Here is a 20,970-nt window from a genome sequence, read left to right on the forward strand (position 1 = left end):
AGTATGCCAACGGCACTAAAAGCGCTTTATGGCTTACCTTTTCACTCGCGGTTATGTTGAACCTGGCAGAAGCGCTGTGGCACCCGCCTGGCAACGCGTGGCTTGCCGTACGCGTCACCGTGTCAGTGCTCTTCACCGCTGTCCTGATTGCATGCATTGGGCTCTGGATGGTTCGGCATCGACAACGCGGAACAAGGACAAAGTAGACGAGGGCCCCGACCGGACATCTGGTCGGGGCCCTCGCGCTTCCGGAGTCAGTTGCTGGCGCGCACGTGTTCCTGCAGGGCTTAGACCCGGCCTGCAGCACTGACCGCGCCACTCATACTCCTGGCGCCCGGAGCCGGGATAGCGGTCATCCGCTACAAGCACTTCAAGCACCGTTAGGACCGACACGTGTGGGGCCCGCAGGCCTCACACGGGCAGTGACCGAGGTGATGCAGGTGAAGATGGGGCTAACCATGGCTCGCGGCGTCTATGAGGTCAGCAGTACGACCGACCTTGTGGTGCTCATCGTTCTTGCCATTGTGATTTTGGTCGGCATGGTGTGGTGGGCACGGCGCCGCCGCAACTAGGTCATCAGCCCCACACCTCACCTGAAGACGAACGTTCTCATGAAGAGGTGACGCTGCTCGCTGCCGGTCTCATAGGGCCCCGGCTGGTCTTCTCCGCCCAGCCGGGGCCCTGGTACGTCCCCTCTCCGTGGCCGCCTCGCCGACCACGTCCGCACCGTGTCGTATGCCCCGGACGCCGGCCGACTCAGCTGTGCCCGGAGTCGACGGCCTGGACGACGAGGGCCCGCCTGGAGCAGCCCCGGATCGTCGCGGCCAACAAGGCAGCGGGCGCACCGTCGTGAACTCTCTGCGGATTCGAGGCACTCCTACGTCGACGGCCAGACCCTCACCCAGCCCCGCGGCCTTGGACATCTCGACCACATGGTGCCGCTCGCCGAAGCCTGGGACTCCGGCGCCAGCACCTGGAGTGCCCAGCGCCGCAAGGCCTACGCCAACCACCTCGGCGCAGGCGCTGCGGGAACTGGCTGCTGGGTGCGGGCAGGAGACGGTGGAGTACGAGCCCGCCGGCTGACCCTCGCGTCTCTGCCCTCGGCGTCCGGGGGGCGTCCGGCATGGCACTTGGCGGACATCCCCCTGGGCGGCACCGGCGCCGTGCCGAGCCCGGCGATCAGTGTGCACCACGTGTAGATCCCAGCGTCTGGGAGAACCTCACGGTTCCCTCAAGTGTCTAGTGCTCTGACCGCATAGGTTGGCCGGTTTGGTGATCGTGGCGGTTGGATGGGTGGTGACGTCCGATCCAACCGCTGGAGGTGCGGTGGCCGAGCCTGTCCGCGTGCGCAGACTGACCGACCAGGAGGGGCAGAAGCTGCAGCAGATCGTGCGTCGGGGCAGCACCAGCTCGGTGCGTTACCGGCGCGCGATGATGCTGCTGGCCTCGGCCGGCGGGAACCGGGTGCCCGTGATCGCCCAGCTGGTGCAGGCCGACGAGGACACTGTCCGGGACGTGATCCACCGGTTCAACGAGATGGGCCTGGCCTGTCTGGACCCTAGGTGGGCGGGAGGCCGTCCCCGCCAACTCAGCCCTGACGACGAAGACTTCGTCATCCAGACGGCCATCACCCGCCCGGCCAAGCTCGGCCAGCCCTTCACCCGCTGGTCCCTGCGCAAGCTCGTCGCCTACCTGCGCAAAGCCCACGGCCACGTGGTCCGCATCGGCCGCGAGGCGTTACGCTGCCTGCTCGCCCGCCGCGGCATTACCTTCCAGCGCATCAAGACATGGAAGGTCCCCGGACCCCGACCGCGAGGCGAAGCTGGACCGGATCGAGGAGGTCCTCGACCGCTTCTCCGACCGGGTCTTCGCCTTCGACGAGTTCGGCCCGCTCGGGATCCGTCCCACCGCGGGCTCAGGCTGGGCTGAGCAGAAGCGCCCCGACCGGCTGCCCGCCACCTACCACCGCACCCACGGCGTGCGCTACTTCCACGGCTGCTACTCGATCGGCGACGACACCCTGTGGGGCGTCAACCGCCGCAGAAAGGGCGCGCCGCCAACACGCTGGCCGCGCTGAAGTCGATCCGCGCTGCCCGGCCCGACGGCGCCCCGATCTACGTGATCCTGGACAACCTGTCCGCCCACAAAGGCGCCGACATCCGCCGCTGGGCGAGGAAGAACAAGGTCGAGCTGTGCTTCACCCCGACCTATGCATCCTGGGCGAACCCGATCGAAGCCCACTTCGGACCGCTTCGGCAGTTCACCATCGCCAACTCCCACCACCCCAACCACACCGTCCAGACACGGGCCCTGCACGCCTACCTGCGCTGGCGCAACGCCAACGCCCGCCACCGCGACGTCCTGTCCGCCGAACGACGTGAACGCGCCCGCATCCGCAGCGAGAAGGGCATCCGCTGGGGCGGACGTCCCCTCAAGACCGCAGCGTGAGCGCACTTCCCACCCAGTGCACGGCTCCTCGTGAAAGGCTGGGAGCATGATGGGCGGACCGTCTGAGAACCCAGAACTCTGGGCCTTCCTGGAATCACTGCACCGCGGCGAGTTCCTTTCCGGCACCGTCACAGCGATCGAACGGTTCGGTGTGTTCGTTGCGCTGGACGACAGCCCCGACCATCCGGTCTTCCCTGGCGTCGGGTTCATCTCCTTCGCTGAGCTGTCCTGGCGACGTTTCGACGCAGCCTCCGATGTCGTGCAGATCGGACAGCGCCTCTCATGCGAGTTCCTCCAGTTCGACACGTGGAACCTGGAGGCCAGACTGTCCTTGAAAGCCACACAGCCGGACCCCTTTCAGGTATTCGCTGACACCATCGCGGTGGGGCAGAAACTGCCTGGCCAGGTCACCAAGCTGATCCCGTTCGGCGTCTTCGTCCAGGTCACCGACGGCATCGAGGGACTGGTTCACTTGCGAGAGCTCGCCTGGACACCGGTGGAGACTCCATCAGATGTCGTCCAGGTCGGCGACAAGATCACGGTGGTCGTCACCGAGATCGACCGAGAGCGACGCAGGCTAGTACTGCAACGGTCTTTGTTGTGATGGTTGTTCGGGGTGTGGGGGTGGGTGTCCGCGTCGTGTGTAGTGGCTGGTGCGGGCTTGCTGTTGACGTCGTCGTCGCCAGGCTGACCAGTGCAGGATGTGGTCGATGGACACCGGTCGGCGGTTGGTGAGGCGGGTGATCAGGCGTCTGATCTCGGCGAGGCTGAGGTGGATGAGCTCGGAGGATCCGTTTCTGCTTTGTGTGTGTCCAGTTGCCGGGCCCGCAGGACGGTCAGGCAGGCGTGGGCGGCCATGGCCAGGGTCATGTGGCGGTGCCAGCCGTCGTAGCGGCGGACCTGGTACTCATCCAGGCCGCACTCGCCCTTCGCGGTCTGGAAGCACTCCTCAATGGCCCAGCGGCTGCCCGCGACGCGGATCAGTTCGTCCAGCGTGGTGCCTGCCGGGCAGTAGGCGATGTAGTAAGAGATCTCCTCGGTAAGCGAACGCTTCGGCGGGCGATGACCCAGTGTTGCCGGTCGGGCCGGTGCCAGGGCGGACCTCCACTCGGGCCCAGTCGTAGACCCGTGGGCCATGGGCCCCGTTGCCGCAGGAACGGCGCTTCCACTTCTGTCTGGGCAGGCCGGGAAAAGATCGTGGACGGGGTGGTCGATGGACCAGCGGGTGACGACGGTGTCGTGCCGGGTGGTGGCCATGACATGGAAGACGTCGGCCTGTTCCAGCTCGAAGCGCCAGCCCTTGCTGTAGCCGTAGGCGGCATCGGCCGTCACCCATCCGAACGGGATCCTGTCGTGGATCGCCCGGCGGACCATCGCTTTGGCCATGGCTACCTTCGTCTCGAAGGCGACAGTGTCCTTGATGCCAGCTTGTCGGCACCTTTCCCGGTCGTCGGTCCAGGAGGTGGGCAGATACAAACGGCGGTCGATCAACGTGCGTCCGCGGCTGCGCGTAGGCGAGAACACACCGATCTGACTGTTCTCGGTGCGACCGGCGGTGCCGGAGTATTGACGTTGCACCCCGGCCGAGCGGATGCCCTTCTTGAGGAATCCGGTGTCATCGATGATCAGGACGGCATCCCGGTCTCCGAGGTGCTCAACGACGTAGTCGCGCACGTCGTCAAGGACTTCGTCGGCGTCCCACTCGATCCGGTTCAGCAGCCGGTGGATCCGGTCAGGGCCCGCGTGCCCGGCTTCTTCCGCGAGTGTCCAGCCGTTCTTCCGCTCCAGCGGAGCGATCAGCCCCCGCATATAGGCAAGCGCCGACTGCCGCGGCTCTTCCCTGTTGAACCGGTGCACGAACCGCTCGTGCACCGCACCCAGTTCCCCGGCCCACAACGTGACATCAGCAAGCTCCCCGCCCATAACCACATAGACGACCAAGCTGGCCACCAGTCACGCCAAAGACCGTTGCAGTACTAGCCCTCTCCCGACGACAAGGCTCATCCGCCGGCGTGTGATGCGCTGCCTTCCTGCGACAGCTCCCTTGCGCGAGTGTTCCTGAACGTCTGCTCAGTCAAAGGAGGCACACTCCCCAGGCCGGTGAACCTTTGCGGTCACAGCACTAGCGCTCCTACCTGCACTTATGTTGTGATCATGGCGACCGCGGCCCCGGGTAAGGGGCCGCTTCTTTCTGTCAGGGGGGACCTTATGAGGAACCGCGCAACCAGAGTCGTCGCAGTCACCACCGGCCTGCTGATCATGGGCAGTCCAGCGACGGCGTTCGCGGATGACAGCCGGATAGCCGCTCCCGTAGTCGCCGATGGTGCGGCTGTGGAGCCCGGGACAGTGACAGAGGCGCCGTCCTCGGGTGCGGAGGTGGCGCCAGGGGTGGATGCCGGCGGCGCGCTGGACGAGGACATGCCGATCCCCGGTGAGACTGACGGGCCTGATCTGGGTGACCCCATCGGGCCGACGAGCGAAGACTGCCCAACCGGCCGCTTCGTGCGCATCACGAAGAATCTCAAGAACACCATGTCCGTCAAGTACTCGACGTACGCGACGAATGACACGGGGCGTTCCATGGATTACAAGTTCACGTCCAAGCGGTCTGGTACGACGACCCTCGGCGCCTCCCTCACCCTGAGCTCCGAGCTCAAGGTCCTGTGGCTGGGCAAGGTCAAGGCCGATGTCCAAACCTCGGCCACGAAAAGCTGGACCTCAGAGCTGGGAGTCGAGATCGGAGGAAAGGTGAAGCCGCACTCGACGGTCAGGGGTGAGTACGGCATCAAGAAGGAAAAGGTCTACGGCTACAGCGGGACGCGCTACACCAACTGCTCCGTCGGCCACAAGCAGTACGTGACCTTCTGGGCCCCGTACCGCGAGGGATGGACCGTTCACTAAATTCCGTCCACGCCCGTCCGGCGCAGTTGCAGCCGGACGGGCGCACCTCTCAGGAGACCACCCCATGGACCGAAAACTGGCCGCATCCCTTGCCTTGCTCCCCCTGGTACTCATTGCTGCCTGCTCGAGCAGTGATGAGGGATCCTCTGGTCCCACCAGCAGCGTGTCTCAACCGAGCCGTACGGGGGACGCGTCGCCCGCGCCAAGCCGCGGCGACAAGGTGGAGAAGAGTCTGCGACTCCCCGCTCACCCGAAGTACCTCGTCCCGGTGCGTAACGGCGCAGGGAGTGAAGACCTGCCCGACTTCACACCCGCCAAAAAGGTGTACACGGTGCACGTCAAGTGTTCTGGCGTCAGCACTATGCAGATTATTAAGCGTGAGCGTCCGAAAGATAATCCGAGCCGCATCGACTGCAAAAGCCCGGTCACTATCGGACGGGTTTACATCGACCCGTCGAAGCAGAAGCTGGCTGTCCAGGCGGGTGACAATGCTCGATGGGCCTTGGCGATCGTTGATGGACAGCGTCCCTTCTAAGAAGCAAGACCGGCTCTCGCGGGTGCGCGTCTCTATCTGCCTGCCCTGTTTCGCTCACTAAGCGCCGCGCTTCTTGGCCGTCGGCTTCCTCGCCGGAGCCTTCTTCGTGGCCGTCTTCTTCACGGTCCTCTTCGGTTTCATCTCGTGCACGGTCGCGTGCTCGCCCTCGCTGCGGCTTTCCTGGGCGCGCTGTACCGACTGCTCGAGGGCGGCCATGAGGTCGACGACCTTTCCGGTCGGCTCCTCCTCGGCCACCTGTGGGGGCTTCTTGCCGTCGGCCTTGGCGTGGATGACCTCTTCCAGGGCCGCGGTGTAGCGGTCGGTGGCCCACTCCTGGCCGGTGATGTCGTCGATGGTCATGGAGTCGACGAGGAGAACGGCCTGCTCGATCTCGTCGTCGGTCAGATCCATGGGCGTCGGGGCGATCGTCTCGGGCGAGCGGACTTCGTCGTCCCATTTCATGGCGTGCAAAACGATGACGTCGTCTTTCACTCGCAGCAGGCCCAGCCTCTCGCGCCCGTGCCACGCGAATTTCGCGATGGCCGCCTTGCTGCTGCGTTCGAGGGCTTTCCGGAGCAGCACGTAGGGTTTGGCGGCGACCTGGCCGTCGCCCTGGAGGTAGTAGCCCTCCCCGATGCGCACCGGGTCGATCGATTCGTAGGGGACGAATGCGGCGATCTCGATCGCCTTCGCGGTGGGGAGCGGTATGTCGTCCAGCTCGTGGTCAGCGATGGCGACGATCGTGTCCTTGTTGACCTCGTAGCCTTTGCCGATCTCCGCGGTCGACACCTCGCGGTCCTCCAGCTCGCAGATCTTCCGCGTGCGCACGCGGCCCATGTCCTCGAGGTGGTATTGGTGGAAGCGCAGGCTGTGGTTCTCGGTCGCGGGGAGCACCTTGATCGGGATGGTCACCAGACCGAAGCTGATGGCGCCGGACCAAACGGGACGGGCAGGCATGGCAGTACCTCCATGGACGGCCCCGAGGCGACCAGCCTAGGAAGGTGCGCCGCCGCTCGCATGCCCGGTCCCGCCACCCTCAGCCGTTTCTGTGCCGCCGTATCTTGACCCGCTGGTGGGGTGGCTTCCTCAGTCCAGTACGCCGAGCGCGGTGTCGGGCCGGCAGTGGATGCAGGCGGCGACGCCCTCATTGAGGGCCTGGCGCGCTTGGGCCGCGTCGGCACCGCGGCTGCGTTTGCCGGCCATGTGGCATCCGCCGACATGCATGCACACTGGGGGCTTGCCCTGGCCGATGCCCAGCTCGATCAGCCAGTCCGGAGCCGGAGGCCGGGCCTGCTGCCCGCGGATCCGTTCCGCCTCTCGCCGTTCCTCATCCGCGATCCACCTACGGGTGCGCGCCAGATCCCGCTCCTGGACCCGTTCCAGGAAGCGGAGCATGTCAATACGGCGGATCTCGCTCATCGCGCGAGCCGGTAGTTCCTCCAGCTGCCGCTGTCAGCGCGCACGAGGGCGCCGGCCTGCTCCAGGCGACGCAGCTGGTAGTGAACGGAAGAGGGGCTGGACAGGCCGATGGCGGCGCCGATCTCCCGCACGGTGGGAGCCTCGCCGGTCTCCAGGACGCGGTCGCGGATGCAGGCCAGGACCGAGCGCTGGCGGTCGGTGATGTCCCAGCAGCGGCGGGTCATGACGGCTCCTGGGCGCGTCGGCGCAGGTCGGCCTGCTCGGTGCGCGGCACGTCCTGGACCAGGCGGCGGGAGAGGACGATGAGCCGTCGCCGCAGGGCGGTGTTGTGGCTGGCGCGGGAGTGGGCGAGGGCCTGATAGGTGCGTGTCCAGTCGCGCTGGGTCTGTACGAGCTTGGGGGAGTAGTTGTTGTGCACCATGCCGCCAGTAGATCTTGTGTTCGAATTAGCGGGCCAGTCGTGACGGGGGCGGCCGGGCCGGGGTGCTTCAGCTCGGGGGAGCGAAGATGAGGTTGGGCCATGAGCGGTGGCCACGTTGCGCGAGGGGCCCGGCCCGGTAAGTCAGGGGAGGCCTTCGGGTGAAGCGTGGACTAGGAAGCGTGGTCTAGATGGGGCGGGTCAGTAGCCGGGCGCGTGGCTGCGGGGCTGGGCGTCGTTGAAGGCGCTTCTGAAGGCGACCAGCAGGTGGTTGACCTTTTGGTCGGGGGTGGCGGTGTGCCGGCGTACGGGCCCGTATCCGGCGGGTTGGTCCGGGCTGGACGAAGGTTCCAGTACTCCCGGGTTTCCCCTGGCCTTTCGGCCGACCGGCGTTCGCTTCTTGGGTCCTCCTTCTCCCGCCGAGGAGTTGAGCCTTCCTCTCGGTCGGCCTACCGGACAGGTGTGCTGTCCGGACCTCGACGGGGTTGCCACGTTCCGCACCCGTGAGATGCGGCTGGGGTGGGCGCCCCTTCTACTCCGGGACCGGCGGTATCCGTTTCCAGAGCTTCGGACTCTGGTTCGCCTGGTGCCTTGCAGCACCGGGTCCTGTGACTGCCGCCCGCATGCCATCGCGCAGTCTTATCGTCACGGAGCTTCATCAAGGGGTTCACTCTCGTTGGCCCGTCCAGCCTTCCCCTCGCCTGTGGCTCCCCGATGGCCGGGGTGCTCTTGGGCTTGAACGCTCAGCTCCACACCCCGCCGTTGCCAGCGACGCATGTGAGCGCGGGGACGAGTCCGGATACAGACTCGGAGTTCGACCAGGTTCCTCCTCCTTCGTCAGGTATTACTCACTCAGCGGGAGCGACCTCGTGTCGCACCCGAAGCGCGATAGGTGTCACATAGGCGGGATGTTGTCACCGCCCGCGGGGGCTGTGCACATCGCGTCCGGCTTCAAGCACAGCTCGCCGGTGGCCTCGTCGACAGTGAAATACGTGTCGCACACACAAGCGCGCCAAAGGGCTCACCCCATCAGGACGATGCGAGACCGGCCCAAAAGCAGTGGCTATCAGTAGCGGTTACTGAGTTTGTAGGCGTGGTGTCGTCAGTGTGAGGCCGGTCGCGGTGAGACATCCGTCGATGATGTCGCTGCGGTATTGGATCTGGCGGAGGCCGTGTCGGAGTCGGCTGATGAGATGGTCGGAGTTGGTGAAGGCGGTGTTGGCCTGACTGGTCCGGCGGAGGATCGACCAGATGCCTTCGACGGGGTTGAGGTCGGGTGTGTAGGGCGGTAGGTGGTAGGCGGTGATCCAGTCGTGTGTGTCGATGAAGGCCCGCATGCGGCGGTCTTTGTGGACGTTGAGGTTGTCCCAGATGAGGACGATCGGTCCGCCGAGCTGCTGGTGGGCGGCTATGAGGAGGTCGCGGTACTCGGTCAGGCGAAGCTCTTGCGGCCGCCGCTCTTATGGTCGGTATGCCGTCTGGGCCGGTAGATCAGGCGGGAACGCTCGCCCGGTTTGTGGCAGCACAGGGCTGCGATGGAGAAGCGGCGTTGGGAACGGCCGCGGACCCGGATGACCGGTGTGGTTCCGCGCCGGCTCCAGGTGCGGGAGGTCGGCGGCGTCATCGAGAATCCGGCTTCGTCCTCGAAGACGAGCCAGGCCCCGAGCGCCGCCGCGGTGGTTCCACGTGTGGCCACACGTCCTTGACCCAGCCGGCCACGGCCTTCTCGTCACGCTCGATGACCCGACGTGCTGGAACCTGGTGGCTCCAGCCATGCCGCCGCAGCATCTGGGAGATCCCCGACAGCGTCATGGACTTGTGGAACCGCCGCCCGATCAGGGTCTTGATCCGGGCGAGTGTCCACCGCTGATCAGGCCACCCGTGAGCGACCGGACCTTTGGCCAACTCCTCCTCGAGCACGGCGAAGAGCGCATCGCTGAGCTTCGGCCGGGACACCGGACCACGCGAACGAACCCCGTCCTCGCCCGCCTCCTGCCAGGCCCGCCGCCACCGCTGGACCGACCGGACACTGACCCGTAACTCCTTGGCGATCTCCGTACTGCCCCGCCCATCGGCGAACATACCGACCGCTTCCATCCGGACCCGCTCACGGAACACTCGCCTCTCCGCGGTCAGACCCCCACCCTGCGGATACCTCATACCACCGGCATACCGCGACGATCATCAACCGTCAGCCCCTACGACAAGACGACTTCAACGTCAGTAGCGTCGATCCATCAAACGTGATTGTTGTCAGTTGAGATGATCGGTTCATCCCATTTTTCCCGGCCGGTTCCGGGTGGGATCTTCGCACGTCGCTGCGGTTGCGCCGGGCTCCACGGCCCCCGGGGTCAGCGCACATTGACTCTGAGTACCCATTGCTTTACTGTCCGTATAGATTGTTGACTCGGAAAGTAAAGGATCGCAATGCGAATCTCCCGCACCCTCCGCACCGTCGTAGCAGGAGCCCTTGCGGTTGGCGGCGCGTTCACCGCCCTCCCGTCCGCCGGCGCCGCCACGCCCGGATCCCTGCACGGCACCAAATCCGCGACCACGGCCAGGGCGAATGTCACCGTCATCACGGAAGTGCAGAACACAATGGACTATCCAGCATGGCTTTATATCGGAGAGACTAACTCCTGGTTCGGCCCAATCGACGCCCACAGCACAAAAACCAGCGACATTCGGGTTCCCTGGGTCGGCCCAGACGAGATCGGGAAGAGCATCAGGGTCTATAAGGACGGCATCACCTGTCCACCTAGTGAACCTTGCCGCCCACAAAAATTTCATCTCTACTACATCTTTCAGGATTACTGGAATCCAAACGACCAGGTCAAGTGGACCCCTATCGGCGTCTACGACACTGCCCCGCCCGTACCTGGCCCCAGCACCGGCGGCGGCAACAAGCGCCTCATCATCGCCGCCGACAAGCCATCCATGTAGGCAATGCGATTAGGCCGTGTCCCGTGATCTTTGCCGCCGGTTTGTTTAGCTGGCTGGCTCACCGTTCGCCGTCACGTGCACCTGCATCCCGGCCCCGGCCAAGGCGCGAGCGTTCTCATGATCCGGTATTGATGAGGTCGAGTGCGTGATCGGGAAGGGACCGGTAGTAAGTCGACAGCGGCGGCCATGTTGTCCCAGCCGATCGAGCGGGCCAAGGCGATGGCGAGATTGCGGAGCCAGCCATCGCTCTGGGGGCGGTGCCCGTATGGAAGCGACGGGCGTCCTCGGCGAACGTGACGTCTCTGACGTGGTGATGCGCCTCGATCCCCCAGTGCCCTCGAACGATCTTCGCCAGCCGTGCTGTGGCCTGGGCCGCGGTGACGTCGGTGAGGGCGTAGACGCGCTCCAGGGTGACCTTCACCATCTTTGGCCGGTTCCGGCAGTTCACCCGGTTCTGCCGTGTGAGTAGCGTTAGGGCACCCCTCGGCGGGCCGGTTCACCGGTGAGCCGATCACGGACGGCGAGGGTGGCGGCGGGCCGCCGGGATGCCGTATCACACGGCACAGCCCAGGAGCACTGACCGACAAGGAGGACCACGATGTCGTGGGTGACCAGCAGCCTTCGGGCGCTCAGCGGTGAGATGCGTGCACGGTGGCACGGGTATTTCGTCGGCTACGGGCAGCAAAACTGACGCTCGGCAGCCGGGCCGGGCACAACCCCGACCGACAAGGAGGACGGCCGCGATGTCATGGATCATCAAGAGTCTTCGGGCGCTCAGCGGTGAGGCGCGTGCGCGCCGCAACCAGTACGGCGACAGGTACGGGCATAATGCCTGACGTCCTCTCCGCAAAAGGATGGGACGAGCGCCGGGACCGCCGCGCGTCCCGTCCTCCGTCAGATGGGCGGACGAACCGTGTTCCTGGACAGAAAGAGTCTGTGGCCGCAACTGCAGCGGTGGGAGGAGCAGGCTGCGGACCGTGACGGTCCGTTCAGGCTCCGCTTCGGCACCCTCTTCGTGGCCGATGCCGACGCGGCCCGGGACGTCCTGGTCGACTCGGCCGGCGACTACCTGTCCCAGTCCGGGTTCTTCCGCCTGGGACAGGAATCCCTGTCCCAGGCGGTCCGGGGTGAAGCCTCCCGCGAGCTGCTCAGGGTCCTGGCCCGGCACGACCTCGCGTCATCGTTCGACCTCGACTCCGCCCTCGGTGAGGTGAGTGACAGCCGCGGCCGTCTGCGACACCAGCGCTGGGGCGTCGAACTGGTCCGGCGGTACTTTGCTCCCGTCATCGCGCACCGGCGTCATACCGAAATCAACGCGCTCGTCGACGCCTACGTGACGTCGAGCGTCGTCGCCGACGACATCGTCGGCCATGTGCTGAGGCGCTCACACCGTACGGTGCCCGCCGTCCGGGCCGGGCTCACCGAACAGATCGGCCGACTGCCGGCGCGGGAAAGCGGCGCGCAGGACCTGGTCGACCTCGTGCTGGGCCTGCCCGGAGAACTGTCCCCGGCCGATCGCGCGCAGTTGCTGCAACGCCTCGTCCTGTCCACGGTCGGCTTCACCGGCGTGACCCTCGAATGGGTGGTGATGCTCGGCATCAGGCACGGCTACGACACCCCGGCGGTGCGGCAGGAGCAGGTCCATCGGCTGGTCAAGGAGGCGCTGCGCCTGTATCCGACCGCCTGGCGCCTGATCAGAGTGGCCGCCGCCGACCACGACATAGTCGGCGCCCGGGTCCGCGAGGGCGAGCACGTCCTGATCGGCACGCACGCGATCCACCGGTCAGCGGCCGTATGGGACAGACCCCTGGACTTCCGTCCCTCGCGCTGGGAGCAGCCGACCGACAACCAGCGGTACTCCTACCTCCCCTTCGGCAAAGGCGACGGCATGTGCCCCGCGAACGGCTTCGCTGTCAAGGCCCTCGAACACCTCGGCCACCTCATCCTCCACGGTTACCGGGGCCGCGTGCGGCTGCGCACCCGCAAGCCCCACGTCCGCACACTCCTGGCCCCACCTGCCGGCTGGACCCGCCTCACCCCCGCCACGGGGTGGCGTGTGGGTCGCCGTCTACGTCGGCCGGGCCTCCTGCGACTTTCCTCTACAGGAGTTCTGTCATGTCTGAACGCAACACCGTCATCCACAGCCTGCACGATCTTGGTCTGGCCGCCTGGTTCGGCGGGTCGTTGATGGGGGCGGTCGGCCTCAACCGTGCGGCCCGGGACGAAGGCGGCACAGAGGCGACCCGAGACCGCATCTCTCGTCGGGCTGGGCACGTTGGACACCGGTCAACGCCGCCGCGATCGGAGCGCACTTGTTCGGCGGCGGCGGTCTGCTGGCCGTGAACGCCCACCGTGTCGCCACCCAGCAGGGCGTGGGAGCTTCCACCACGGCCAAGACCCTTGTCACCGCCGCGGCTCTGGCCGCCACCGCCTACGCCCGCGTCCTGGGCAAGAAGGTGGAGCTGGCCTCCTCCACGGACCCCGCTGACGCCGCGAAGGCCCAGCAGCACCCGGTCGACCTCGACAAGGCGCGGCGGCAGCTGGCCACCGCTCAGTGGGCGGTGCCGGCCCTGACCGGATGCCTGGTGGTGCTCAACGCCCTGCACGGCGAGCAGCAGCGGCCGGGCGAGCAGATGCCCGGCATGTGGGAGCGGGCCCGTTCCGTGACTCACCTGATGGCCTGACGCCTCCGCGGGGCAGCTTGGGGCGCGGGAAAGCCGGGGCCGTGTTCTGCCGGTCCCGGCACGTCGAGCCTCTCACCGGCCTCGCTGCCGACAGCGCCTATCGCCGCAGCACCTCCGGGTTGGCGCAGTGGGCGAGCGGCTCGCCACGCAGGAAGCGGGCCGCCTCGCCCGCCACGATCCGGGCCGCCTTGTGGGCCACTTCCCGGCTGGCGCCCGCGATGTGCGGGGTGAGGACGACGCCCGGCGTGGACAGCAGCCGTGCCCCGGCCGGGACCGGCTCGGCGGGGAACACGTCGAAACCGGCGCCCGAGAGCCGTCCCGAGTCCAGGGCGTCGCACACGGCGTCGTAGTCGACGAGCGCGCCGCGCGCGCAGTTGACGAGCACCGAGCCGCGGGGCATCGACGCGATCTGCGCGGCCCCGATCATGCCCTTGGTCTCCTGCGTCACGCGCGCGTGCAGCGAGACGATCCGGGAGCGGCTCAGCAGCTCGTCCAGGGGGACGAGTTCGGCGACGCCAGCCACCGCCTCGGGCTTGACGTACGGGTCATGGACCAGGACGTCGGCGCCCATGGCGACCAGAACGCGGGCCACGCGCGAGCCGATCGCACCGAAGCCGACCAGTCCGACGACCGAGCCGTCGATCTCGATGCCGCAGCGGTCGTAGTCGTAGTAGTCGCCGCGCCAGGTGCCGTGCCTGAGGTCGGTGTGGACGTCACCGATGCCTCTGGCGGCGGCGAGGATCAGGGCGAGGGTGTGCTCGGCGGTGGCGACGGCGTTGCGGCCGGGGGCGTAGCAGACGGCGACGCCGTGGTGTGTGGCCGCCTCCAGATTGGCGTTGACGGGGCCGCCGCGGCTGACGCAGAACAGCTCCAGGTCGGGGCAGGCGGCCAGCACGCGTTCGGTGAGCGGGGCCATCTGGGTGAGGCAGATCCGTACGCCGCGCAGCGCGTCGATCAGCTCGTCCTCGGTGCCGGACGCCTCGTCGACCTCGGTGACCTTGCCGAAGGGGGTGTGCGGCCATGGCAGCAAAAGCTCGCGGACCTCCAGGCCGGCGTCGCCCGGGGCGGCGGCGCGCAGTTCCCCGCCGAGCAGGCGGGGCAGGACGAAGTGGTCGCCGGCGGCGAGGACGGTGGTGGTCACGGTGGTGCTCCAGACGGGTCAGTGGGTGGTGGTGAGGGCGGCGGGTGCGTTGAGCCGCAGCAGGGACGCCTGCCTGCCGGGCAGCAGCCGCAGTTCTGTCAGGGCGCCGTTCTCCAGGGCCGGGAAGGCCTGGCGGTAGCGGGCGAGGGGGATGCCGAGGAGCCGGCACAGGACGAGGCGTACGAGGGTGGAGTGGGCGACGACTAGGACGCGCCCGTCGGGGAGCTCCTCCGCCACCTCCTCCAGGCAGGCGATCGCCCGGCCGGCCGCCTCCTCGGGGTCCTCGCCGCCGGGCAGATGGTGAGCGACGGGGTCGGCGAGGAAGGCGGCGAGCGCGTCGGGGAACTCCTCGGCCATCTCGGCGCGCGTCAGCCCGTCGCCGCGCCCGAAGTCGACCTCGTACAGCCGCTCGTCGACACGCGGGGTGAGCCCGAGGGCGGTCGCCGCCGGTTCGGCGGTGAGGCGGGCGCGGGACAGGGGGGAGCAGAGCACGGCGTCGAGCCGCTGCCCGGCGGCCCAGGCACCGAGGTTTGTGGCCTGTTTGTGGCCGAGCTCGGTGAGCGGTACGTCGGTGCGGCCGGCGTAGCGGTTCTCCGCGTGCCATTCGGTCTCGCCGTGGCGCACGAGGATGAAGTCGGTCACTGCTCGGCCTTCCTGCGGGCGTGTTCCGCGACGGCCGGGGCGAGCCAGCCGCGTCGGGTCAGTTCGTCGACGAAGTCGAGGTAGACGGGGATCAGCCGGGCGGTGCGGGAGGGGTCGGGGTTCAACTCCTCGCGGACGCGCACCATGGCCGCCGCGGCCCGCTCAAGGGCGGCGCCCGAGGCGGTCGCGGCGAGCACTGCCGTGCCGGTGGCGCTCTCCGCATGCTCGGGGAGCGCGACCGTACGGCCGAGGAGGTCGGCGCGCGCTTGTGACCAGTAGCGGTTGCGGGCCCCGCCGCCGGTGAGCGTGAGCGGGCCGTCGACAGGGGCGCCGAGATGGTCCAGGTAGTCGAAGCAGAGGCGTTCGACGCAGGCCACGCCGAGGAGCAGGGCGTGGAACTCCTCGGGTTCCCCTGCCGGTTCGCCCAGGACGAAGGGCGTGGCGTCGGGCGCGCGGAAGGGGAAGCGCTCGCCCGCCGCGCCGGTCAGAGGGTAGGCGACGGCGGTGGAGCCGGCGGAGGCGGCCTGCCGGGTCAGCGCGTCGAGGTCGGCCCCGGGGAAGCGTCGCGCGAGGGCTCCGGCGCCGCTGCTGGAGGCGCCGCCGGGCAGCCAGGTCGACCCCGGGCCCCGGTGGCAGTAGACCACTCCCTGGGGGTCGCGAACGAGGTGGGGGCTTGCGCCCTTGAGGACGAGGGTGGTGCCGAGGACGGAGTTCCAGGCGCCGGGGGTGAGGGCTCCGGCACCGATCTGGGCGGCGCAGCCGTCGGTCATGCCCGCGACGATGGGCGTTCCGGCGGGGATCGAGGTCGCCATGGCGGCGTCTGCGCAAACGGTGCCGATGACCGTGCCGGGGCGTACGACGTCGGGGAGGAGTCGGGGCGGGACGCCGAGCGCGGCCAGCTCCTCGTCGGGCCAGCGGTCGTCGATGAGGTGGTAGCCGGTCTTGAGGGCGTGGCTGGCGTCGCTCGGCAATTGCCGTCCGGCCAGCCGCCAGGTGATCAGGTCGGCCTGGTGGAGCAGCCGGGCGCCGGGGAAGTCGGTGTTGTCCAGCAGCCAGAGCAGTTTGGGCAGCGCCCAGGACGGCTGCATGGTGCGGTAGCCGAGCTCCTGCCACACCTCCTCGCCCGCCTTGTTGACACGGGCCGTGTACGCGCGGGCGCGCCCGTCGTCGTACATCAGTCCGGGCGTGAGGGGTGTGCCGCGCTCGTCGGCGAGGAGGACGGTGCCCGAGGTGGCGTCGACGGCCAGGCCCTGGACGCGCGCCGGGTCGATGCCGGTCAGGGCCTCGCGGCAGGCGCCCGCGAGGGCGGACCACCACTGCTCGGGGTCCTGTTCGTGGCGTACGCCGTCGCGGTGGCCGGTGAGCGGGCGGGACGCGGCGGCGAGCAGCCGGCCGGTGCCGTCCACGGCGACCGCCCGGGCGCTCTGGGTACCGAGGTCGAGGCCGAGATGGACGGCGTCGGCGGTCAGGGCGTCAGGCATGGGGTGCTTTCCGTACGGAGGTGGTGGCGGGCGACCAGCCCAGGGAGCGGGCGGCGCCACGCCAGGTCAGGAACGACTCGTAGAGCCCGTCGTAGTACGCGGCGCGCCCGGGGTCGGGCTCCCAGCCGGAGCGCATCCGGACGTACTTGGCGGCGGCATTGTGCATGCTGCTCTCGGCTCCGCTGAGGACGAGTCCGGTCAGGAACGCGCCCTTGGCACCGAGTTCGGTGTCGGTGCTGCGGGCGGTGGGGACGCCGGTGGCGTCGGCGATGAGCCGGCACCACTGGTCGCTGGCGGAGCCGCCGCCGCACAGGCGCAGTTCGTGGACGTCGGTGCTGGATGCCCGCAGGCAGTCGCGGACGACGAGCGACAGGCCCTCGAAGACGGCCCGGGCCAGGTGCGCGGGCGTGTGGTCGAGGGACAGGCCCCAAAAGCTGCCACGCGCGTGCGGGGCGAGGAAGGGCGCGCGCTCCCCGGCGGGCGAGAGGTATGGCAGGAAGGCCGGGCCGCCGGGCGCGGGCGGGCTGCTGAACGCCAGCTCCCCGAGGGCAGCGGGCCCGTCGACAGCGAGGAGGCGGCAGGCCCAGTCGAGGACCTCGGTTCCGGAGAGGGTGGGGAAGGCGCGCAGGATGCGTTTCCGGCCCCGGTAGGCGATGTTGATGCCGCACGGTTCGCCGGAGGTGTCCACCTGGCGGGTGACGATCTCCGTGCAGAGGGTGGTGCCGAGGACGGCGCACGCCTGGCCGGGGTTGACCACGCCCGCGCCGCGGGCGGTGGCGGCAATGTCGTACGGGGCCATGACGACGGGCAGACCGGCCGGGAGGCCGAGCTCGCCCGCGGTGTGGTGGGTGATCTCGGCGATGCGCTCGTGCTCGCCGAGGACCCGGGGCAGCAGCCGGGCGTGCTCCTGGAAGCCGAACAGGTCGAGAATGGCCGGGTCGTACGCGCCGGTGGCGTGGTCGAGGAAGGGCGCCGACGCATCGGACTCGTCGATCGCGGTGACGCCGGTGAGCTTGAGGAAGAGCCAGCCGGCCGCCGTCAGGGCCGTACGGGAACGCTCCAGGCGACCCGGGTCGTGGGCGGCGAGCCAACTGATCACCGCGTTGGGCATGCCGCTGCACGTGAGCGAGCCGTTGCGGCGGTAGGCCTCCTCCAGGACGCCGTCGGCGGCCCAGCGGGTGAGCAGGTCGCCCGCGCGGCCGTCGGACCAGAGGACGGCGGGCCCGGTGGGACGGCCGTCGGCGTCGACGAGCCAGCAGCCATCGCCCTGGGCCGTGAAGGCGACCAGCCACACCGGGTCGTGGCCGGGACCGAGCTGGGACAGGGCGCTACGCACGGTGAAGACCACGCCGTTCCACACGGCGTCCATGTCCTGCTCCGCCCAGCCGGGGTGGGGGCGCAGCACTTCGGTCCCGATGCGGGAAAGTGCTATTTCCTGCCCCTGGTCGTCGAACACGACCGATTTGATGACGGACGTACCGACGTCGATGGTGAGAACCGACATGACTGGAATACCTGCCCCTTCACTCGCGAACGCCAGGTAAACGCGCGGCCGGGCGGAGCGTCAATCGGCTGAGCGATTATCCCGTGACCGGATCTGACCGCCGTGTGAGATCGCCGGCCCGTTCCGCTCCGCCAGGCGGCGACACCACGCCGCCGTGTTAAGTTCACGTGAGATTCGCATCGTGCAGCAAGGAGCCGGACGCCATGACCCGTATGGACGCCCAGGAAGAACGGCGGCGCCGCCTGCGCGACCTGGTGACCGAGAAGGGGTTCGTGCGGACCAGCGACCTGGCCGACGAGTTCGACGTCAGTGTGATGACGATCCACCGCGACCTGGACGCGTTGCAGGCACAGGGCTGGCTGCGCAAGGTACGGGGCGGGGCGAGCTGTCTGCCGTCCACCCAGTTCCACGGCAGCGTGAGCGAGCGCATGACCACGATGGCGCAGACCAAGCACCGGCTGGCCAGGGCCGCCGCGGAGCTGCTCGCGCCCGGGCAGATCGTGATGCTCGACGACTCGACCACCTGTCTGAGCCTGGCCCAGCAGATGGCCGACCACACACCGCTCACGGTGATCACCAACTCCCTGCCGGCCGTCACCGCGCTCTCCAGGGAGCCGGGTGTCTCCCTGATCGCGCTCGGCGGCACGTACTTCCCGGCGTACGACGCCTTCATGGGGCCGCACACGGCGCACAGCGTGGAGTCGTTCCGGGCGGATGTGCTGTTCATGTCGACGACGGCGGTGACCGGGGACCGCTGCTACCACATGTCGCCCGAGACGGTGCAGATCAAGCGGGCGATGATGGCGTCCGCCGCGCGCCGGGTCCTGCTCATCGACCACACCAAGTTCGCCAACCAGGGGCTGTACGCGCTCGCGCCGCTGACCGACTTCGACCTGGTGCTGGTCGACGACGCGGCCCCGGCGGCCCAGGTGCGGCGGCTGCGGGACATCGGCGTCGACATGAGGACCGTCGACACCTCACGCTGAGGCCGGCCGGCCCCCACGGAGATCACGAACGCCACGTGAACGTAACACCGTCTTCACCCGGCCGTCGGCGGGACGTCATGCCAGGACTCCGAACCGCTTCCCCTGTGAGCTGCGGCGATGCGGGTGGAACGGCAGCCGGGGGCACCGGTCCTTGGTCGATTTCACGTCACGGCCGGGGTGTGTCACGGGGTTTTCCGCCCGCTCATTGACGGCCTTCTCACACGGCCTTTTCATCGTGACATCTCAGGGCAGCGTTCCCCGCGCTTTCCCCGACTTCTCGAAAAAGGTGGTTCTCGTGGCTGTCGATCTGGAACCGTCGTCTTCCGCCGAAGGCGCACCCGCGAGGCATTGGCTGGACAGGATCGGAATTCCCAAAGCGCTCGCCTGGGGATTTCTGGGCGTGCTCATTTTCATGATCGGAGACGGGGTCGAGTCCGGTTACCTGGCGCCGTACCTCCTGGACGAGGGCATGTCCAAGGAGCGCGTGGCGCTGCTGTTCACCGTCTACGGCGTCACCGCGAGCATCGCCGCCTGGTTCTCCGGCGCCCTGTCCGACCTGTGGGGGCCGCGCCGGGTGATGATGCTGGGCCTGGGCATCTGGGGCGTGTTCCAGGTGGTCTTCCTGGTCTTCGCCGTACCGACCGTCGATTTTGGTCTGCTGCTGGTCAGTTACGGCCTGCGGGGCTTCGGCTATCCGCTCTTCGCGTACGGCTTCCTCATCTGGATCACGGCTGTGACGCCGCAGCGGCGCCTCGGCTCGGCGGTGGGCTGGTTCTGGTTCGCCTTCACGGGCGGCCTGCCGACACTGGGCTCGCTCGTCGCCAGCTTCGCGGTGCCGGCGATCGGCGCGTACGGCACGCTGTGGTTCTCGCTCGCCCTGGTGCTGGTGGGCGGTCTGCTCGCGCTGTTGCTGGTGCGCGAGCCCACGGGCGCCCGCCGCCTGGCACCCGCCGGGGAGCGCCCGGTCGCCACCCTGCTGGGCTCGCTCGCCATCATCTGGCGCAACCCCCGGATCGGAACCGGCGCGGTGGTCCGGGCGATCAATACGGCACCGCAGTTCGGCTTCCTGGTCTTCCTGCCGGTGTTCTTCACCGACACGCTGGGCTTCTCACTCACCGAATGGCTTCAACTGCTGTCGGCGATGTTCGCCACCAACATCTTTTTCAACCTGATCTTCGGAGTGGTCGGCGACCGCATCGGCTGGCAGCGCACCGTCGCCTGGTGCGGCGGCGTCGGCTGCGCGGTGACCACCCTGCTGCTCTACTACGGCACGGTCTCGGCGGGCGACAACTACGCCCTCGCCATGGTGCTGGTCAGCCTCTTCGGCGCGACCCTCGCCGGCTACGTCCCGCTCTCGGCCCTCATGCCCTCGCTCGACCCCGCCCACAAGGGCCAGGCAATGTCGGCCCTCAACCTCGGCGCCGGCGCCAGCACCTTCCTGGGCCCGGCCCTGGTGGGGCTCTTCCTCGGCCCGCTGGGCGTCCAGGGCGTCATGTGGATCTTCGCCCTCCTCTACCTGGCGAGCGCCGGGCTGACCCTCTTCCTCAAGCTGCCCCAGGCCGTATCACCGGCGCCCGAGGACCACCTGTCGGCTCCCGCCTCGGCAGCCTGAACAGCGCGGGACGAATCCCTGGAGGCGAGCCGTGAATGATCCGCGGGGCTACCCGACGCCCTCCCAGGCGGAAGGCGAGCGGGAGTCGGGCACCCCTTGACCAGTCGAGGCAGGCGACGAGCGCGCGCAGTCTTCGCACGCCTGCACAACACCTCCGTGCGCTGCTGGCAGGGGCTGGTACGGGCTCAGGGGCCGGTAGGAAAATCATGCACGTCCCCCGCACCTTCACCCCCTTTCCCTGGGAGGTCTTCCAGTG

Annotated in this window: 19 protein-coding genes and 4 pseudogenes; 11 read left to right on the forward strand and 12 right to left on the reverse strand. The window is 68.3% G+C overall.

What is annotated here, in order from left to right; translation table 11 throughout:
* Positions 1-422: 422 nt before the first annotated feature.
* From KKZ08_RS38290 to KKZ08_RS38305, 4 genes and pseudogenes are all read left to right on the forward strand, one after another.
* Entirely contained in the window at positions 423-572 is a 150-nt protein-coding gene (locus KKZ08_RS38290) for a hypothetical protein (protein WP_223778820.1), read from the forward strand.
* A gap of 339 nt (positions 573-911) precedes the next feature.
* Positions 912-1,019, forward strand: a pseudogene (locus tag KKZ08_RS39075) (DUF1524 domain-containing protein); the annotation flags it as partial.
* 307 nt (positions 1,020-1,326) lie between these two features.
* Positions 1,327-2,448: pseudogene (locus KKZ08_RS38300) on the forward strand (IS630 family transposase).
* Positions 2,449-2,494: 46 nt separating this feature from the next.
* Positions 2,495-3,052 (forward strand): S1 RNA-binding domain-containing protein, encoded by a 558-nt coding sequence (locus tag KKZ08_RS38305; protein WP_223778821.1) that lies wholly within the window; start codon positions 2,495-2,497, stop codon positions 3,050-3,052.
* Between the two features lie 140 nt (positions 3,053-3,192).
* Here KKZ08_RS38305 and KKZ08_RS38310 read toward each other — a convergent pair whose 3' ends face one another.
* A complete protein-coding gene (locus tag KKZ08_RS38310; RefSeq protein WP_223778822.1) occupies positions 3,193-4,389 on the reverse strand; it encodes an IS701 family transposase in 1,197 nt (398 codons plus the stop codon).
* Between the two features lie 213 nt (positions 4,390-4,602).
* Here KKZ08_RS38310 and KKZ08_RS38315 point away from each other — a divergent pair, with 213 nt between their 5' ends.
* The gene (locus tag KKZ08_RS38315; RefSeq protein WP_223778823.1) at positions 4,603-5,349 is read left to right on the forward strand and encodes a hypothetical protein; all 747 of its coding nucleotides are present in this window, start codon (positions 4,603-4,605) and stop codon (positions 5,347-5,349) included.
* A 64-nt stretch (positions 5,350-5,413) separates the two neighbouring features.
* Positions 5,414-5,884, forward strand: a complete 471-nt coding sequence (locus tag KKZ08_RS38320) for a hypothetical protein (RefSeq protein WP_223778824.1) — start codon at positions 5,414-5,416, stop codon at positions 5,882-5,884.
* Between the two features lie 57 nt (positions 5,885-5,941).
* Here the strand turns inward: KKZ08_RS38320 and KKZ08_RS38325 are convergent, their stop codons facing one another.
* From KKZ08_RS38325 to KKZ08_RS38350, 6 genes and pseudogenes are all read right to left on the reverse strand, one after another.
* Positions 5,942-6,841: a Ku protein gene (locus KKZ08_RS38325; RefSeq protein ID WP_223778825.1), complete on the reverse strand. Its 900-nt coding sequence runs from the start codon at positions 6,839-6,841 to the stop codon at positions 5,942-5,944.
* Positions 6,842-6,970: 129 nt separating this feature from the next.
* Complete coding sequence (locus tag KKZ08_RS38330; RefSeq protein ID WP_223778826.1) at positions 6,971-7,303, reverse strand: DUF6233 domain-containing protein; 333 nt, start codon at positions 7,301-7,303, stop codon at positions 6,971-6,973.
* Positions 7,300-7,527 carry a MarR family transcriptional regulator gene (locus KKZ08_RS38335; RefSeq protein ID WP_223778827.1) on the reverse strand — a complete coding sequence of 76 codons (228 nt, stop codon included), beginning with the start codon at positions 7,525-7,527 and terminating at the stop codon, positions 7,300-7,302. Before KKZ08_RS38335 ends, KKZ08_RS38330 begins: the two co-directional genes overlap by 4 nt.
* Positions 7,524-7,724 carry a hypothetical protein gene (locus KKZ08_RS38340; RefSeq protein WP_223778828.1) on the reverse strand — a complete coding sequence of 67 codons (201 nt, stop codon included), beginning with the start codon at positions 7,722-7,724 and terminating at the stop codon, positions 7,524-7,526. Before KKZ08_RS38340 ends, KKZ08_RS38335 begins: the two co-directional genes overlap by 4 nt.
* Positions 7,725-8,797: 1,073 nt before the next feature.
* A pseudogene (locus KKZ08_RS38345) lies at positions 8,798-9,345 on the reverse strand (transposase).
* Positions 9,342-9,881, reverse strand: coding sequence for a winged helix-turn-helix domain-containing protein (locus tag KKZ08_RS38350; RefSeq protein WP_223778829.1), 540 nt, complete (start codon positions 9,879-9,881; stop codon positions 9,342-9,344). The pseudogene KKZ08_RS38345 and the gene KKZ08_RS38350 overlap by 4 nt, the downstream one beginning before the upstream one ends.
* A 267-nt stretch (positions 9,882-10,148) precedes the next feature.
* Here KKZ08_RS38350 and KKZ08_RS38355 point away from each other — a divergent pair, with 267 nt between their 5' ends.
* A complete protein-coding gene (locus KKZ08_RS38355) occupies positions 10,149-10,664 on the forward strand; it encodes a hypothetical protein (RefSeq protein ID WP_223778830.1) in 516 nt (171 codons plus the stop codon).
* A gap of 115 nt (positions 10,665-10,779) precedes the next feature.
* Here the strand turns inward: KKZ08_RS38355 and KKZ08_RS38360 are convergent, their stop codons facing one another.
* Positions 10,780-11,088, reverse strand: a complete 309-nt coding sequence (locus KKZ08_RS38360) for a hypothetical protein (protein ID WP_320592403.1) — start codon at positions 11,086-11,088, stop codon at positions 10,780-10,782.
* A gap of 474 nt (positions 11,089-11,562) precedes the next feature.
* Here KKZ08_RS38360 and KKZ08_RS38365 point away from each other — a divergent pair, with 474 nt between their 5' ends.
* Both KKZ08_RS38365 and KKZ08_RS38370 read left to right on the forward strand, forming a co-directional pair.
* Positions 11,563-12,852: a cytochrome P450 gene (locus tag KKZ08_RS38365; RefSeq protein ID WP_223778831.1), complete on the forward strand. Its 1,290-nt coding sequence runs from the start codon at positions 11,563-11,565 to the stop codon at positions 12,850-12,852.
* A pseudogene (locus tag KKZ08_RS38370) lies at positions 12,780-13,348 on the forward strand (hypothetical protein). The gene KKZ08_RS38365 and the pseudogene KKZ08_RS38370 overlap by 73 nt, the downstream one beginning before the upstream one ends.
* Positions 13,349-13,445: 97 nt before the next feature.
* On the opposite strand, the gene KKZ08_RS38375 reads toward KKZ08_RS38370, so the two are convergent.
* Genes KKZ08_RS38375 through KKZ08_RS38390 form a run of 4 tightly spaced genes read right to left on the reverse strand, consistent with a single transcriptional unit; the run spans position 13,446 to position 18,116 of the window.
* Positions 13,446-14,489 (reverse strand): 2-hydroxyacid dehydrogenase, encoded by a 1,044-nt coding sequence (locus tag KKZ08_RS38375; protein WP_223778832.1) that lies wholly within the window; start codon positions 14,487-14,489, stop codon positions 13,446-13,448.
* 18 nt (positions 14,490-14,507) lie between these two features.
* The gene (locus KKZ08_RS38380; RefSeq protein WP_223778833.1) at positions 14,508-15,131 is read right to left on the reverse strand and encodes a histidine phosphatase family protein; all 624 of its coding nucleotides are present in this window, start codon (positions 15,129-15,131) and stop codon (positions 14,508-14,510) included.
* A complete protein-coding gene (locus KKZ08_RS38385; RefSeq protein WP_223778834.1) occupies positions 15,128-16,612 on the reverse strand; it encodes an FGGY family carbohydrate kinase in 1,485 nt (494 codons plus the stop codon). The genes KKZ08_RS38380 and KKZ08_RS38385 overlap by 4 nt, the downstream gene beginning before the upstream one ends.
* A complete protein-coding gene (locus KKZ08_RS38390; RefSeq protein ID WP_223778835.1) occupies positions 16,605-18,116 on the reverse strand; it encodes an FGGY-family carbohydrate kinase in 1,512 nt (503 codons plus the stop codon). Before KKZ08_RS38390 ends, KKZ08_RS38385 begins: the two co-directional genes overlap by 8 nt.
* 203 nt (positions 18,117-18,319) lie before the next feature.
* On the opposite strand from KKZ08_RS38390, the gene KKZ08_RS38395 reads away from it, so the two are divergent.
* Together KKZ08_RS38395 and KKZ08_RS38400 are read left to right on the forward strand one after the other, a co-directional pair.
* Positions 18,320-19,102, forward strand: coding sequence for a DeoR/GlpR family DNA-binding transcription regulator (locus KKZ08_RS38395; protein WP_223778836.1), 783 nt, complete (start codon positions 18,320-18,322; stop codon positions 19,100-19,102).
* 295 nt (positions 19,103-19,397) lie between these two features.
* Positions 19,398-20,714 carry an MFS transporter gene (locus KKZ08_RS38400; RefSeq protein ID WP_223778837.1) on the forward strand — a complete coding sequence of 439 codons (1,317 nt, stop codon included), beginning with the start codon at positions 19,398-19,400 and terminating at the stop codon, positions 20,712-20,714.
* The last annotated feature ends 256 nt before the right edge of the window (positions 20,715-20,970 follow it).

Source organism: Streptomyces sp. 135, assembly GCF_020026305.1.
Lineage (GTDB): Bacteria > Actinomycetota > Actinomycetes > Streptomycetales > Streptomycetaceae > Streptomyces.

Excerpts from the sequence above, each read along its gene's own strand:
- KKZ08_RS38390 (WP_223778835.1), bottom strand. The coding sequence starts at position 18,116 with ATGTCGGTTCTCACCATCGACGTCGGTACGTCCGTCATCAAATCGGTC.
- KKZ08_RS38365 (WP_223778831.1), top strand. The coding sequence starts at position 11,563 with ATGGGCGGACGAACCGTGTTCCTGGACAGAAAGAGTCTGTGGCCGCAA.
- KKZ08_RS38320 (WP_223778824.1), top strand. The coding sequence starts at position 5,414 with ATGGACCGAAAACTGGCCGCATCCCTTGCCTTGCTCCCCCTGGTACTC.
- KKZ08_RS38315 (WP_223778823.1), top strand. The coding sequence starts at position 4,603 with ATGGCGACCGCGGCCCCGGGTAAGGGGCCGCTTCTTTCTGTCAGGGGG.
- KKZ08_RS38395 (WP_223778836.1), top strand. The coding sequence starts at position 18,320 with ATGACCCGTATGGACGCCCAGGAAGAACGGCGGCGCCGCCTGCGCGAC.
- KKZ08_RS38350 (WP_223778829.1), bottom strand. The coding sequence starts at position 9,881 with ATGAGGTATCCGCAGGGTGGGGGTCTGACCGCGGAGAGGCGAGTGTTC.
- KKZ08_RS38335 (WP_223778827.1), bottom strand. The coding sequence starts at position 7,527 with ATGACCCGCCGCTGCTGGGACATCACCGACCGCCAGCGCTCGGTCCTG.
- KKZ08_RS38385 (WP_223778834.1), bottom strand. The coding sequence starts at position 16,612 with ATGCCTGACGCCCTGACCGCCGACGCCGTCCATCTCGGCCTCGACCTC.
- KKZ08_RS38325 (WP_223778825.1), bottom strand. The coding sequence starts at position 6,841 with ATGCCTGCCCGTCCCGTTTGGTCCGGCGCCATCAGCTTCGGTCTGGTG.
- KKZ08_RS38340 (WP_223778828.1), bottom strand. The coding sequence starts at position 7,724 with ATGGTGCACAACAACTACTCCCCCAAGCTCGTACAGACCCAGCGCGAC.
- KKZ08_RS38355 (WP_223778830.1), top strand. The coding sequence starts at position 10,149 with ATGCGAATCTCCCGCACCCTCCGCACCGTCGTAGCAGGAGCCCTTGCG.
- KKZ08_RS38330 (WP_223778826.1), bottom strand. The coding sequence starts at position 7,303 with ATGAGCGAGATCCGCCGTATTGACATGCTCCGCTTCCTGGAACGGGTC.
- KKZ08_RS38305 (WP_223778821.1), top strand. The coding sequence starts at position 2,495 with ATGATGGGCGGACCGTCTGAGAACCCAGAACTCTGGGCCTTCCTGGAA.
- KKZ08_RS38360 (WP_320592403.1), bottom strand. The coding sequence starts at position 11,088 with ATGGTGAAGGTCACCCTGGAGCGCGTCTACGCCCTCACCGACGTCACC.